10 protein-coding genes are annotated in these 14,862 nt (G+C 35.7%); 4 read left to right on the forward strand and 6 right to left on the reverse strand.

Features of this window, described 5'->3' with window-relative positions; genetic code table 11:
* Positions 1-897: 897 nt before the first annotated feature.
* From ABLA85_RS02185 to ABLA85_RS02205, 5 genes are all read right to left on the reverse strand, one after another.
* The gene (locus tag ABLA85_RS02185) at positions 898-1,833 is read right to left on the reverse strand and encodes a hypothetical protein (protein ID WP_367960964.1); all 936 of its coding nucleotides are present in this window, start codon (positions 1,831-1,833) and stop codon (positions 898-900) included.
* 93 nt (positions 1,834-1,926) lie between these two features.
* Positions 1,927-3,156, reverse strand: coding sequence for a hypothetical protein (locus ABLA85_RS02190; RefSeq protein WP_367960966.1), 1,230 nt, complete (start codon positions 3,154-3,156; stop codon positions 1,927-1,929).
* A gap of 278 nt (positions 3,157-3,434) precedes the next feature.
* Positions 3,435-4,658, reverse strand: coding sequence for a hypothetical protein (locus ABLA85_RS02195; RefSeq protein WP_367960967.1), 1,224 nt, complete (start codon positions 4,656-4,658; stop codon positions 3,435-3,437).
* 518 nt (positions 4,659-5,176) lie between these two features.
* Positions 5,177-6,769, reverse strand: a complete 1,593-nt coding sequence (locus ABLA85_RS02200) for a hypothetical protein (protein WP_367960968.1) — start codon at positions 6,767-6,769, stop codon at positions 5,177-5,179.
* A 300-nt stretch (positions 6,770-7,069) separates the two neighbouring features.
* On the reverse strand, positions 7,070-9,961 hold the full coding sequence (locus ABLA85_RS02205) for an inverse autotransporter beta domain-containing protein (RefSeq protein ID WP_367960970.1): 2,892 nt from the start codon (positions 9,959-9,961) through the stop codon (positions 7,070-7,072).
* A gap of 400 nt (positions 9,962-10,361) precedes the next feature.
* Here ABLA85_RS02205 and murQ point away from each other — a divergent pair, with 400 nt between their 5' ends.
* Both murQ and murP read left to right on the forward strand, forming a co-directional pair.
* Positions 10,362-11,267, forward strand: coding sequence for an N-acetylmuramic acid 6-phosphate etherase (murQ, locus tag ABLA85_RS02210; protein ID WP_367961016.1), 906 nt, complete (start codon positions 10,362-10,364; stop codon positions 11,265-11,267).
* 43 nt (positions 11,268-11,310) lie between these two features.
* Complete coding sequence (gene murP / locus ABLA85_RS02215; protein ID WP_367960971.1) at positions 11,311-12,774, forward strand: PTS N-acetylmuramic acid transporter subunit IIBC; 1,464 nt, start codon at positions 11,311-11,313, stop codon at positions 12,772-12,774.
* Position 12,775: 1 nt separating this feature from the next.
* Here murP and ABLA85_RS02220 read toward each other — a convergent pair whose 3' ends face one another.
* Positions 12,776-13,381, reverse strand: a complete 606-nt coding sequence (locus tag ABLA85_RS02220) for a LysE family translocator (RefSeq protein ID WP_367960973.1) — start codon at positions 13,379-13,381, stop codon at positions 12,776-12,778.
* Positions 13,382-13,540: 159 nt separating this feature from the next.
* Here ABLA85_RS02220 and ABLA85_RS02225 point away from each other — a divergent pair, with 159 nt between their 5' ends.
* Both ABLA85_RS02225 and ABLA85_RS02230 read left to right on the forward strand, forming a co-directional pair.
* On the forward strand, positions 13,541-13,759 hold the full coding sequence (locus ABLA85_RS02225) for a YheU family protein (protein ID WP_367960975.1): 219 nt from the start codon (positions 13,541-13,543) through the stop codon (positions 13,757-13,759).
* Positions 13,760-13,877: 118 nt separating this feature from the next.
* Entirely contained in the window at positions 13,878-14,747 is an 870-nt protein-coding gene (locus ABLA85_RS02230; RefSeq protein WP_047680785.1) for a phosphoribulokinase, read from the forward strand.
* The last annotated feature ends 115 nt before the right edge of the window (positions 14,748-14,862 follow it).

The following is a 14,862-nucleotide window of genomic DNA, read 5'->3' on the forward strand; positions in this document are numbered from 1 at the left end:
ATTACAGATTCATGGTGATAGCATTTTAACTTAGCGTTTCGCCAAAGGTTTTATCGAGACTACTGGTCAAAATATTAACCAGTGAAGTGTTAGTTAATTAATCAGGATACAATTAGCAAAAGATTTACTATTGTGTTTTAATCACATAAGTTAACAATTACATTTGTGAAAAAGATGAAGTACGCAACTACCAATACAGAAAAAGATAAATTTTCATTTAACAACAAATAACTTCATAACATTAAAATCAATCTTAATAAAATATCACACTATTAAACCACATGTGAATAGATTAATAATAAAAACTAAGAAAAGCATATCAAACTAGTTTACTCGTATAATGACAATACCCATAGTTTATTCATGTTTTCTTATAACAAAATCCATCCATTCTTTATCATCAATTCATATTTAACGCTTATCACGTGTTAATTTTAAAATACATCCATCTACATAATACAATTTATAAACCACCAGAAGAAAATAAATTATAAAAGATTTAATTATCAAAATACGAGTAAAACACAACTTTTATGAAAACTTATTTTTAGAGTAATGTCACCTATGTAATACACCTATCCTTATTTCAAGTTTTTAATTTTTTGGATATAGGAACATTCTGTATTTATATATTATTGCACAGGTAAAACATGCTGGAGTTTTCGTATATAAGGAAGGTATCGATTCAACATTAAGATAATCACTCAATGAAATATTAGCTAAGCGGCTTTAAAACCATTGAAGTGCAATTGGATTGGCACCCATTTTATGAGTGCCAATTGGGCATAAAAATCATATTTTTACATGTAATTGAACTACTCTCGATCACAGTGAATTTAATTTATTATCAACTTTATGATTAAATTTATACCATTAAAGTAAACATAAAGTTATGTATTAAAAACAACGAGGACAATTAATGTGACCATGATTAGGGCCAAAAGTAATATCAGGGCACTCAGGCTTACCAGCTTCAAAAGGTGGACTTGTGTATCCTGGCCCGCAAGTAAATATTCTTCCGCTCCAGGGTGAAGAGGTACGCCCATCTTCTGTAGAATACGTAAATGTCAGCTTACTATATCCAAACGACTGACCATCACTCGTCTTACAATACCAATTACGACAGAACCCTTCGAGCTCACGATAATCAAGACAGAAAACTACCCGCCCAATATTAGGATCATGAGGGTATGGCTCCATAATTTTTGGGCCAAGCGTTGTATCTAACCTCAGGCAAAAGTCCACAGATGCATTCAATGAGACCGCACTCCCCATCCGTACACCACCCGGAGTATCATTACTTCCCTGTATTACAACATACAATCCGGTCTGCCCATCTTGGGTATTTTGATAATTAGAAAGGGTATAACAATTAACAACATTATTGACATTGACGTTACTACAATCATCATTGTCATGTTGGTGTATTATATTTGCATGGTCAATTCCAAAACTGGAATATACAAGACAAGGGTCATATTCAGCGTTTTGATATGGTCCAGTTTGACCACTATAAAATACCGATAGTGATTCTGAATTTTGCATTGAACCATCATTACGTGTAACACTATAACTAAATTCACACGTATTCCCAATCTCAAAAATAGTAAAACTTAATCTTTTAGTGCAACGAGTGTCTAAAAGAGTTACATCACCAAGAACAAAGCAATCTCCAGTACTATGACCGTTTACATAAAAACATATAGTATCCGTATCATGAGCATATTCATAAGCTGGAATGATTACACAAAAATAACTATTATTTCCATTATATAAATAATGCCCGTCATATCCATTAATTATCGGTGCAAGAAGTAAATTATTATCATACATAGCATCACCTCATCATTGTTCATATATACATTATTAATAAAATAAAAAATCCTCAAAGCCTATAGATTATTAGCATCTAATAAAATAATATACTTATACATTTTCATAAGTAACAATATGAGAAAACCAAGTATTGCTATAAGAAACATCAGGATCAAGATCTGTTCCAACTTGATAATCAAAATATAGTTTACCAAGATTGTTAGAAAATCCTATTTTGTTTTCTAAAATCTCACGAGGTATATCAAATACCAAAGACTCATTAATTTCCTCCTGTGGATATGGCATCGTAGCAGAATTACTCCAGTTAAAATTTCCTGTACCGTCAATAATGTATAAATTCAATGTTACTTTAGAACCACATGCAACTTTTGAAGTATCATTAGGATCACTTGTTCCTGTGATTTCAACATATAACCCCGCATCTACACTATTAATAGTAGAAATTTTATTATCATTGATAGTGGAATATTGTTTTAAAATATTTTCAGGAAAAACACCAGCACTACTATAAACCACACAAGGTTCATATACCCTATTAACATCAGACCAAGGCTTATTTGGCTCTCTCATATAAGTTAAAGTCAATGGTCTTGATTTATATGGATATATATCTCCATTTTCGCTGATAACAATGTAAGAAAAATATGATAAAACTTTATTTTTAAAAATAGAACAAGGTAAATCAAATGGATTTTCCAAATCACTCATATCTGAAAATTCAATAAATTTTTTAGTATATTCATCATTAATAAAAAACAGTATAAAACCGTTATTTATAATATTGCCTGTTTCTTTAATTTTAACTTTGAATGTACTATTCTCATATGATTTTAAATACCCTCCTGAAAAGTTTATTATATCTGGCGGAAGCATTTTATCTGAAATATTTTCTAATGTATTATTAACAATATAGATCTTACTATCTGCCGCAGAAATAGTTTTTTCATTTCCAGCTATTTGGGCATACAACTGCATTATTAGCCCTTGTGATTTAACAGGCTGTATGAAAAATAAAATATCTCCATTATCATCTGTCTCAACATGGAAACCTTCTTGATTATTTACTGACTCAACTGTAATTTCATCTTGGTGATTAGATGAAAATATTTTTACATTTTTCAAATTAAAACCTGAATCATCGGTAACGAGTATTCTAGTTCCTATCAAAGGATTACCATATATATCCCTAACTGTTGTTGTTACTTTCGTAAATATTTTATCTAAATCAGGATCATATGATGGTGGAACTGCTAAAAAAGGAGTATCAATATTCAATCTTAATGATTGAATTCTTACTCTCTCAGAAAGAGAAATAATCATTTTTTTACCTTACGTCATTTATAACATTACGGAATTAACAAGTAAAAATCCACCTTCATAGAAGGTGGCTTTGATTTCGCTCCAGAGGGGCGTACTAAAATCCCCAAAAACAAGTCTTTGCCACTTCCGTTACTTTAAAATCTAAAAACCAATAAGGCAGAGCCAAAACCTGTTGTTGACCACCTTCTCAGGAGGTAGTTTTCAGTTATGAATAAAAATAATTATTTTATTAAAAATATAATAATCAGAGAAATATATTATTTTTCAGTGAATTGTCATTAACCAATATCAGTCTCAATATCAGCTTCCCAAACATTACCATATTGCTGATTACCAGCATAAAAAAATGTATAGTCAAAATAAATATGGCCTAGTCTATTATCTGGATATGTTTTAACATCAACAACATCCACAAATGGAATATGAATAATAGCCGCTACTTTATTATCAGATTGTATCTCTACTTTACCAGAATAGCTTTTAATATAGCTTTTATTTATTGAGTTAAGATACATATTTAAAGTAACAAAAATATTCAATGGTACTTTATCTGTCTCTTTATCATGTTCTGTAGTACCTAATATTTCAACATTTAATCCTCCTCTTTGATCATTTGGGTATTTTTGTATTGAAGAATAATTAATTAATTCATGATTTTGTATAACATGATATTTTGCAACACCAAAGCTGTCATATACAACACAAGTAGCATAGTTTCTGCCTGATGCCGGGTTCTGTTCTGGTTTATATATAACACCTCCTTTATAAATTAAAGGCAATGAGTTGGACTTATCCGCCAGTATGTCTCCAGATTCTCTGATAATGACATAGAAGAAATTTGAATAAATATCTTTTGTGAAGATATCATATGGCAAATGATAAAAAATACTCGAATCACCTTCCTGCTCCCTTCTGACAAAATACTTTGTATATTCTCCATTTACAAAAAATAAAATATAATCTCCCGGTGTTGCTCCTGAATACCCCGGTATTTCAACCTTAAATTTACTGTTCCCATCAGATTTTAAATACTCACCAAAGAAGTTTATTATTTGCGGCATTCCAAATTTAATCTTCATGTTATCCGGTGACTTATTAACAATAAAAATTGTATGCTTAGCAGGAACCTGTTTTGTTGACCCAATTACATTAGAATATAAATCAAGAACAACAGAATGAGCCTGAAGTGGTTGAATAAAAAATTCAACCTTTCCATTTTCATTAGTTTTTATAGTAAATCCTTCTCTACTATCTTGGTATATAATGGGAATTTCTTGATTTGATTCTGAATTGTAAATTTTTACTTTTTTAAGATTTTCAGGAATAGAATCTGATACAAATATAGAGATATTAGGAAGGTCGTTACCATATATATCTATAATATTTGCAGTAACTTTTATTCTTTTATTACCTACACCATGATCAGGTAGATTAGGAATAGCAAAAAATGGAAAGTCCATATCCAACTGTAATGAATCAAAATTTATTTCATTAATATTCATATAAGAAACCCCTATTTTCATAATAATATTATGCATTAATAAAAAAATAAATCACACTAAAAAAATCATTATCAACACTGTATTGGTGAGAATTTAATAACTTACAAGTTATAAATTTAATTATCACATATTACAATGATAAAATATCAATTGGATATTACCAAATTTTCCCATATCTATATTCTCTTGAAATATTAAATTAATAATTAAAATAGTTAGATATTATTGCCATTAAAATTATACAATACAAAAGGAACAATTAATTTTAATGGTGATAAGAAAATATACTGATATTGACTTTTTACTTTTAAATTAGTTGACAAATAAATAACAGAATTAGATTCCTATAAAGCCGATAATCATTATCATATAGTAATATATTGATAAGATCATCGGATTTAATATTAAAAAATAATGAATATCGCCTACTTTATGGATCAGATTGATGTGGCATAATATCAAATTCATAACAGCATGTTTCATAATAAATCTAAAAAAATTATGCCATCCAATAGAAACTAATTATTATCATTTTCTGGTATTCCTGTACGTGTATCTATTCCTCCTTCCCAAACCTTACCATAATATTTACTCCTGGCTACACTAAATTCATAATCAAACCAAATAGTACCCGCTCCACCATTATCATATGGTAATATATTAACAAGATCTTCTAGTTTAATATTAAAAAATAAAGAATATCTATTAGTTTCCGAATTAATATCATGTGGCATGGTGCCCATTTTATAAGGCACTTGTATATTACGGTTTGATGCCTGAATATACATATTTAATGTCACTTTTGCACCTAAAGGTACTTTTGTTTTTGAATTTTTATCTCCTACAACTTCAATAAATAACCCTGTGCTTCCTTTGGGATTATCTAAATATTTTTTTATGTTATCATAACCAATAGTTTCACCAGGGAATATCTCATCATCTTTAACGCCAAGGCTCGTATATACCTTACAGGCGTCATATTTCCTTTCTATATCTGGAGAAGGAGAATATTTCGCGCCTCCCATATAAGTCACATATTCTGGAAGAGAAGTTATAGAACTACCATCTCTCCCTAAAATAACTACACAGTTAAATTCGTAAGTAACACCTATCTTAAAAATACCATAGGGAACTTGATAAGTATATTTATCCTGCCCCAGTTCTTTGCCCGGATCACCTACAATAACATAATGACCACTATATTTACGTTCCTTATCTTGTTCTTTAGTCAGAAAGAGTATATAGTCACCTTGCGCTGCATTTGGGTAATCGTATATTCCCACATAAAAATTTGGAGTACCAGAATAAGAAGTTAAATTAGAAGTTGTACCCAATATATTTGGTTCTGGCATAGCATCTAGATCGTCAGGGATTTCAGTGTTAACAAGAAAAAGAGGAGAAATAGCATCCACTGGACGTACAACATTCAAAATCCAAGTTTCCAAGTAAAGAATCATTGAATGTGCTTGTATTGGATAAATATAAAACTTTATATTCCCTTTTTCATCAGAATTTATAGTTATTACAGGATAACTGAAAGCGCCAATGTACTTTACTGGAACTTCTTTTTCTGTGTGATCCTTAAACTTACAGGAAGTTAGGTGTTTTAGTTTTTCTGATCGTATCAAAATAGGAACATTTTTTAGAGGATCTCCATTCATATCCAGCAAAGTAGTAGTCGCCATAGATTTCAAATCACTATTTATGGAACCGTTTACTACGTTCTTTATATCTAAAAATTCTTTATCAAATATAAGGGGTAATGTATCTGGATTTATTGTTCTGGCTGTCCCGTTAAAAACGAATGGATCGGCAGTAGAACCATTCGCTTTAATGGTAAATTTTATTGGCGCTTTTTCCTGTGCATTTTTATTAACCGTCAACAATACATCACATGTAACCGCAGTGCCATCAGCGTTTTGACGATTTAATACAATTTCTCCGTGTGGAGCAATAATATTGGATGTTACTTCTGTAAATGTAATATTTACATTCGCAACATCAATTACTTTTTTAGATATTAAAGTAATAGTTAAAAGAAAACGCTGTCCTACGATAAGGTCTGCCTGTTTTGAAATCGTTGTTGTTAATACATCTTTTGTTTCTGACATAATTTTGTAACCTCATTATATTTATATGAAAGAAAACAATTACACTATCCTTTGGAAACTCATTTATTCGAGCTTCTTTATATTCATTACCTAACGGGATTTAACTTAAAGAAATTAAGATTAAAAATATAATGAATTTTTTTTATCACCTGATAACAATTAGTTATCACTATTCGCTTGTAATATTTCCCAGTAGAAATTAAATCAATTAAATTTATTTCATCTATTAAAATTAAAAAACAATCAATAATAGCAATTAGTTAACTGTATTAACTGATTGCTATTGAAAATTTCACTCGGTTATTTGGTACCACGATCTTTTTTTGTGTCAATAGTACAAATTAATAATCCTTCATCATCAGATTCAGTACTTGATTTCTCTGTATGAGGATCAAATATTACATAAACTTTACTATTGTAGGCGGCTAACAATTTATATTTAAGTTTGTCTACGTTAACATCACTAGGATTATCATTAAATAATCCCCAGTCATAAAGGTTGTCAAACTCAGTATTTATCGCATGCTTTTCATACGACTTCATAAAATCTTGTTCAGAAACAGATATAAAAGCATCAAATCCCATATTGCCGTCACGGTTCAGATCGTTGCATGTTACTCCATCCGTCGCTCTATGATAGCCTCGCAGCTCTGGATTTTTACCGGGAAAATAGGGGTATGTAATTTGTCTAACCATATTCACAGCGTAATGATATAAATAAGTCCTTCCATCTTTTTCTGTTATTTCTGCTTTTATCGTTGCATTACCTGCTGGCCCAGGAAAATTTATAACGTTACTATTTTTATCCACCATAATTATGTTATTAAATACATTATTATCATCCAGTTCTATGCTATAATTAGCTTCATTACCAAAAGCGCCTGATGAATTTTTTCCAAGCCTGCCAATCAGGGAGTTAAAAACCGTATACGGATGGCCTGTTTCAGTAAAGTACCGTTGCTTTTGTTGATTAAATTTATTATAAACAAACAAAACCGCATCCTGATCTTTCGGTTTAAAGCTAACTAAATCATCTGCAAATTTGGATTCTTTCTGATCGTTTGGCTCAGACATTTGTAATGTGACTTTTATATCTTTCACCCCTGCATTATGGCTTTTTAATGTTGCATATAAATATCCTTCTGCATCCGTTGTATTTTCATTTTTCGGATCTTTTTCAGGTTGCCCCAGATCAACTTTAATCTGTTCATGATCTCGACTCCATTTCACATCAAAAAATGTCTGATTCGGAATAACAGATGTTTGATCGTGTTTATTCACAATCTTCGCTCTATATTTATATGCACTCTTCCCATCAGCAACTAATGGTTTAGAGGAATCATAGCCTTGATGGAAAACTCCGTTTTCATCAATAGTGCCAACAACTTCAACACTTGCAATCTCAAATTCCACTGGTGCCGCGAATTCTACAGGATGTTCTAATGTTAATAAATCATCGACAGTGACTATTATCTTATACTGTCGAGCGTTTGTACTGGTAAATTCTGTAGTTGCTTCACCATTATCATCAATCTTAGTGCTCGTTGGTTTAAATTCGATCCCTTCCGGTACAGAGGTAAAAGTAACCTTCTTGTTAATCTCCGGTTGGTCATCATCATCTTTAGCGACTACAGTCAGCTTATAAGATTTATTAACTTTCATAGTGCCTTCTGGAAGAGGTTTTAAAAAAACATTTGCCTTATCAAAAGATACCGGATGAGCCTGTATTGGTGTATTCCCTTCAATAGAAAGAGATACAACAATATCCTTTTCTCCCTTACCACCAGTCATGGTTAACTCTGCGGTTAATTCCCCTTCGCTATTCGTTTGTATATCTCCTTTTGGTACATTTAAAGTAAGCCCCTCTACGACCTTATTTTTATTCCATTTCACATTAGGGATTATTCTATTTTTCACAACCTTATCATTGCTATCTAATACAATAGCTTTATAGATATATTTACTTGTACCATCAGCAGTTAAATTTCCATCTTTAGTATTTCCTTTTGGGATGACTATCAAAATATTATCTTTAATCTTGTAACCCTGAATTGGTACAAAAAACTCAGCAATCGGAATTTTCCTATGATCAAGCACGATATTATTATTCCTTTCCACCAAATCATAACGGCTGCCCGCTAATGTACGCATAGAGGCCACGTTATCCGGTGATAACTGCGTACTCAAAGGAACCCCCAATCTGTAGTTTAAACTCGCCAGAAATTGTGTTTCAGTACGCCCGCTTTCTCCCTGTTTATAATCCACTCCCATTGTAATCAATGGAATCGGCGTATAAGTCACACCCAATTTAACCAATTTGGGGTTTTTCTGTTTAGTCTTCCGGTTGAATAAAGTCACGTTGTCGCCAAAATATTGCTCATAGGACAATTTTCCCCCCAGATTAGGGTAAGCAGGCAGGAAGAATTCTCCATTAATGTCATAGCCGTTAGCCGGGCGTTCATGGTGCTCTTCGAAATACCGTGAAATTTGCCAGTCACTTAAACGACGGTAAGCGTTAGCGGAAAGTTTAATATAGTCCCCCCAAATTTCGCCTCCTAATCCTAAGCGCCTGTTTTTACCCGTCAGGTCATAGTCATAAAATGTATTCAGGCCATACATCCAGTTTTGATAAAAAAAACGTCCCCCCAAACCAAGGTTAATTGTATTCCGGCTATCTTTATTGCGATAACCTAATTGAGAAAAGAGCAACCAATCAGCTTTATTATCGTAAAGGGGTAATAACAGATCTAATGAGTTATTTTCCAATTTACCTTTTCTATCAAGGCCAAAGTTAATTTTTGCTGTACCAAATTGGGATAACCATTTTTGTACTTCAGAGGTAACAGTGCTGTTGATTCTTCCCAAAGCGTAAGATTTGGCTTGTTCTGCCAATTGCGAAGAAGATGATGACAGTATATTACCTACCGTCTGAATATTTCTTGTAATAAAATCAGGTAGCTCATGTTCTGAAATATTATCTGCGTTTTGTATATCATCCTTTTTATTGGTATTGGAGGTCAAAAGCTTTTTACTTACTTCTTTTACTGAAATGCCTACATTATCTATCTTGGATACATCAGTTTGTTCACGTGTTACGTTACTTTCAGCAAAAGCGTTCATGATTGTAGAAGGGATAAGCAACGCATAAAGAATAGTGAAGAAACCAATGAATTTACCAATATATGATGACATATATGAGTACCCCGATAGATTTATTATCAGTAATCTTATTTCGATACCAACACAACTGGAGTAAGATTACTTACCCACTTTAATATATTAGAAAGATTTCTTAATTATGCAACCAGGAACAGTTATCGACTGATAACCGATAGTTATCGCAAGGTTCTTATAGGTTAGCCTGATGCCATTAATCAATGGATTAGATATTTAAGAAAATAAAAACACAGGCTAATAAACTGAACCTGTGTTTCTGTCGTTCTTAGATTCACGTATTAAGCCCAACACCGTAATGAACAAAGCAAATAGAAAAACAGTCTGAAAGATGAAAGTTATATTATGTGATCAATGCGATAATTCAGTATTTATGAATTACCTAAAATCATTCCATCACATGTAGCAGGAAAAAATGATGAAAATCGATCTGAATAATCTGGTGACTGAAAGCCGTAACCCCGCCAGTACTCATATTGATGAGTTATCAACTCTCGATATGCTCCGCGTCATCAATGATGAAGACAAAAAAGTCGCCGTTGCGGTTGAGCAGACATTGCCTCAGGTTGCTCTCGTCGTTGATAAAGTTGCAGAAGCTTTACGTCAGGGTGGACGCTTAATCTATAGCGGAGCAGGAACATCAGGTCGATTAGGAATTTTGGATGCCAGCGAATGTCCGCCAACCTACGGCACCAAACCGGGACAAGTGGTTGGTTTAATTGCTGGCGGGCATCAAGCTATTTTGAAAGCCGTCGAAAACGCGGAAGATAATCGGCAACTAGGCGCAGATGATCTTAAGGTACTACACTTTAATGAAAAAGACGTGCTGGTCGGAATTGCCGCCAGTGGCCGGACACCCTACGTGTTGGGAGCAATGGAATATGCTAAATCAATAGGAGCAACTGCCGCTTGTATCAGTTGCAACTCTGGCAGTCCAATGACCCATTTAGCTGATATCGCTATTACTCCTATTGTCGGGCCAGAAGTTGTAACAGGTTCCTCCCGTATGAAAGCAGGTACAGCGCAAAAACTGGTGCTGAATATGATCACGACAGGCGCCATGATCCGTACTGGTAAGGTATATGGCAATTTGATGGTGGATGTGGAAACCACTAATGCTAAGTTAGTTGAACGGCAAAAAAATATTGTCATGGCTGCTACTGAGTGCAGCAGGGAGACGGCAGAACAAGCCCTGAACGCCTGTAACGGTCACTGCAAGACTGCAATTGTGATGATTCTATCGGGGATCAGTGCCGAAGAAGCCAAAACATTATTAACAGAACATCGAGGATTCATCCGGCCAGCGATTTCAACCGTTCGATAATCATTACTTTTTCTTTGTGGAAGATAAACCACAGGGGTGGTACATGGCTAAAATTAATTCAGATATGCTGGTTGAAATTCTTCACGCTATTGGTGGAACAAGTAATGTCATACATAGTGGCAACTGTATGACTCGTCTGAGATTGACTTTACGTGATGATTTACTGGTCGATAAAGCTAAACTGAAACTAATTCCCGGCGTTCTGGGGGTAATTGAAAGTCATGAACAACTCCAGATCGTCCTCGGCCCTGGTAAGGCTCAAACAGCCGCGGATATGATGAATGAACTATTAAGTTCTGCTGATCATCCTGCCTCCGAACATCTTTCAACAGAACATCGCCCGGCAAATTTGAAAGAGATTGCCTCTTCCAATAAAAAACACCTCAAAGAGAAACAAACCCGTTCAATCCATAAATTCCTTACCAAATTTGCTACCATTTTTACTCCTCTCGTCCCAGGATTTATTGCTGTTGGTCTACTACTGGGCCTTGCGACTCTGCTGGAGCAAATTTTCATTCAGGGTGTTGCTCAACCCAACGTTGTATTGGCTGAAATGATCGGTTATATGAAGATTTTCAGCAAAGGAATGTTCACTTTCTTCAGTATCTTGGTTGGTTACAACGCACAGAAGGCTTTTGGCGGTTCAGGCGTTAATGGGGCTATCATCGCTTCCCTGTTTATTTTGGGTTATAACCCTGACACCCTCAGCGGCTTTTATTCTGGTATCAATAACTTCTTTGGCTTTCCCATCGATCCACGGGGAAATATTATCGGGGTATTGATTGCCTGTATTCTGGGAGCCTGGGTTGAGAAGCAGATCCGTAAGATCATGCCCGCTGACCTGGACATGATCCTGACCTCTGCTATCACACTGCTTATTATGGGCGCGGTTACTTTTATTGTGATTATGCCGACAGGCAGTTATCTGTTTACAGCAATGTCATGGCTTTTCACTAACCTAAATGGTAATCCATTCGGCACAGCCATTTTGGCGGGATTTTTTTTGATAGCCGTGATGTTCGGTGTACATCAGGGTTTTGTGCCAGTCTATTTTGCTCTGGTAGAAACACAAGGGTTTAATTCCCTGTTTCCTATTCTGGCAATGGCAGGAGCAGGGCAAGTGGGCTCTGCGCTGGCGCTATATGTCAGAGCCAAAAAAGATTCGTTATTACGCACTCAAATCAAAGGAGCTATTATTCCAGGCTTTTTGGGGATCGGTGAGCCCCTAATTTATGGTGTCACATTGCCTCGCATCAAACCTTTCGTTACCGCCTGTTTTGGTGGCGCTGTTGGTGGTTTTTTTGTCGGCCTGATTGCCTGGTTTGGATTGCCCGTCGGTCTGAATACAGTTTTCGGCCCCTCCGGTGTGGTTGCCCTGCCCTTAATGACATCCCAAACAGGCATTTTCATGGGCATGGCAGTATACGGTGCAGGGCTGATTGTTTCGTATATCAGCGGCTTTGTGCTGACATTTTTCTTTGGCAGCAAGAATATTGATTTGAGCTGATTCAGCTAATCCAGATCAATGGTACACAAGCCGCGGTCAAAAGCCCCATTACGATATTGAAAGTAAACCATGCGGTACGGCTTTTTAACAGGCGGCCAATCATGGCACCCAAAATCAGCCATACCATTCCGGTGACTGTATTACACAATAGCATCACCACGCTGATGACCAGAATGGAATGGATATATAAATCCCCTGCTAAACTGTAGCTACTGATAGCCCCTAACCCCATCATCCATGCTTTCGGGTTCAAAAACTGCAATAGCCAGCCTTGATGGCTTTTAATGGGTGTCCCAAGGGATTGTGTAGCCTCCAGCCGTTTGTATTGTGCCGTCACCGTCTTCCAGGCCAGCCACAGTAAATACAGACTACCGAGCACCTTCAATCCGGTGTGTATAGCCGGATACACCAGCAGTAACGCGGCAATACCAAAGGCAGACAGCAACAGGACGGTTTGCATCCCAAAAACAATTCCCAACAACAGTGTCAACGAGCGGTGGAACCCAAAGTTGGCACCAGATGATGTCAGTAACATATTGTTCGGGCCGGGCGTGATTGCGGAGATAAACATAAATGTGCTAAGTGAGAATATCAGGCTGGCGGTCATGGCGTGCTTTATCCCTCAATTATTGGCATTTCCTTTCTAAGAAAATAGCAGTATGTTATTTAGCATACAAGGCCAGTTAAAAATGAAAGTTAAACTCAAAAACATCCTCAAAACTAAGCAATACCAGCAGCTAATATAATGTGATATGGAGCGACCACAATGATTATCCCGTGGCAACAAGTAGAACCCGATACTCTACTCAACTTGATCGAAAGTTTTGTCTTGCGGGAAGGCACCGACTACGGTGAACTCGAAAAAACACTGGAACAAAAAGTACAGGATGTAAAACACCAGCTTGAGCAGGGTGAAGCCCTGCTGGTTTGGTCTGAATTACATGAGACTGTCAATATCATGCCTAAGGAGATGTTCCGTCCATAGTTTCAAATCATTTCTGGCTCAATAGCATTTCATTCAACATCTGTTTGTTTTATTGGCCTGATACTGCTGATCACAAGAACGATCATCCCAATTTTTTATGATAAGGAGTCTGTTTCTTATGTCTGCCAAACACCCTGTCATTGCCATAACCGGCTCTAGCGGAGCCGGAACGACAACCACCAGTGTGGCATTTCGCAAGATTTTCCAACAACTCGGCATCACTGCCGCACTTATCGAAGGGGATAGCTTCCACCGTTATACCCGCCCTGAAATGGACGCAGAAATACGTAAAGCGAAAGAACAAGGCAGGCACATCAGTTATTTCGGGCCAGAAGCGAATGATTTCCATATGCTGGAGAAGACATTCTTTGAATATGGGGAAACAGGTACTGGCCGCTGGCGGAAATATCTGCATACTTATGATGAAGCTGTTCCCTACAACCAAGTACCAGGCACATTCACGCCCTGGGAATCACTACCATCAAACACCGATATGCTGTTTTACGAAGGATTACATGGTGGTGTTGTCACGCCACAATACAATGTCGCAGAATTAGTCGATCTGCTAATTGGTGTTGTCCCCATTGTCAATCTTGAATGGATACAAAAGCTCATTCGCGATACCAGTGAACGCGGGCATTCAAGGGAAGCGGTTATGGATTCTGTGGTTCGTTCAATGGATGATTATATTCGCTATATTACGCCACAGTTTTCCCGCACTCACATCAACTTTCAACGCGTTCCTACTGTTGATACCTCCAACCCTTTTTCCGCCAAAGCTATTCCTTCTCTGGACGAAAGTTTTATCGTCATCCGCTTCCGTGGACTGAGCCAAATCGATTTCCCTTATTTACTGGCCATGCTTCAGGGTTCGTTTATTTCCAGTATAAATACTATCGTCGTTCCGGGTGGAAAAATGGGACTGGCAATGGAGTTAATTATGGCTCCGTTAGTTCAACAATTATTGGAAGGCAAAAAAATTTCCTGAATTAAGCACAAGTTAATTATCAATAACGCAGGTAACAAAAAATAATGTTACCTGTGACAAAATACCCACTATTCACCTACTTATAAATGAAAATATGGTAAGTGGTGTTCTGCAA

Origin of the sequence: Xenorhabdus sp. SGI246 (genome assembly GCF_040838225.1) — a bacterium.
In the GTDB taxonomy this organism is placed as follows: domain Bacteria; phylum Pseudomonadota; class Gammaproteobacteria; order Enterobacterales; family Enterobacteriaceae; genus Xenorhabdus; species Xenorhabdus indica.

Bases quoted from the DNA above. Each gene is read 5' to 3' on its own strand.
- ABLA85_RS02195 (WP_367960967.1), bottom strand. From the start codon at position 4,658: ATGAATATTAATGAAATAAATTTTGATTCATTACAGTTGGATATGGAC.
- ABLA85_RS02230 (WP_047680785.1), top strand. From the start codon at position 13,878: ATGTCTGCCAAACACCCTGTCATTGCCATAACCGGCTCTAGCGGAGCC.
- ABLA85_RS02220 (WP_367960973.1), bottom strand. From the start codon at position 13,381: ATGACCGCCAGCCTGATATTCTCACTTAGCACATTTATGTTTATCTCC.
- murQ (WP_367961016.1), top strand. From the start codon at position 10,362: ATGAAAATCGATCTGAATAATCTGGTGACTGAAAGCCGTAACCCCGCC.
- ABLA85_RS02225 (WP_367960975.1), top strand. From the start codon at position 13,541: ATGATTATCCCGTGGCAACAAGTAGAACCCGATACTCTACTCAACTTG.
- ABLA85_RS02205 (WP_367960970.1), bottom strand. From the start codon at position 9,961: ATGTCATCATATATTGGTAAATTCATTGGTTTCTTCACTATTCTTTAT.
- ABLA85_RS02185 (WP_367960964.1), bottom strand. From the start codon at position 1,833: ATGTATGATAATAATTTACTTCTTGCACCGATAATTAATGGATATGAC.
- ABLA85_RS02200 (WP_367960968.1), bottom strand. From the start codon at position 6,769: ATGTCAGAAACAAAAGATGTATTAACAACAACGATTTCAAAACAGGCA.
- ABLA85_RS02190 (WP_367960966.1), bottom strand. From the start codon at position 3,156: ATGATTATTTCTCTTTCTGAGAGAGTAAGAATTCAATCATTAAGATTG.
- murP (WP_367960971.1), top strand. From the start codon at position 11,311: ATGGCTAAAATTAATTCAGATATGCTGGTTGAAATTCTTCACGCTATT.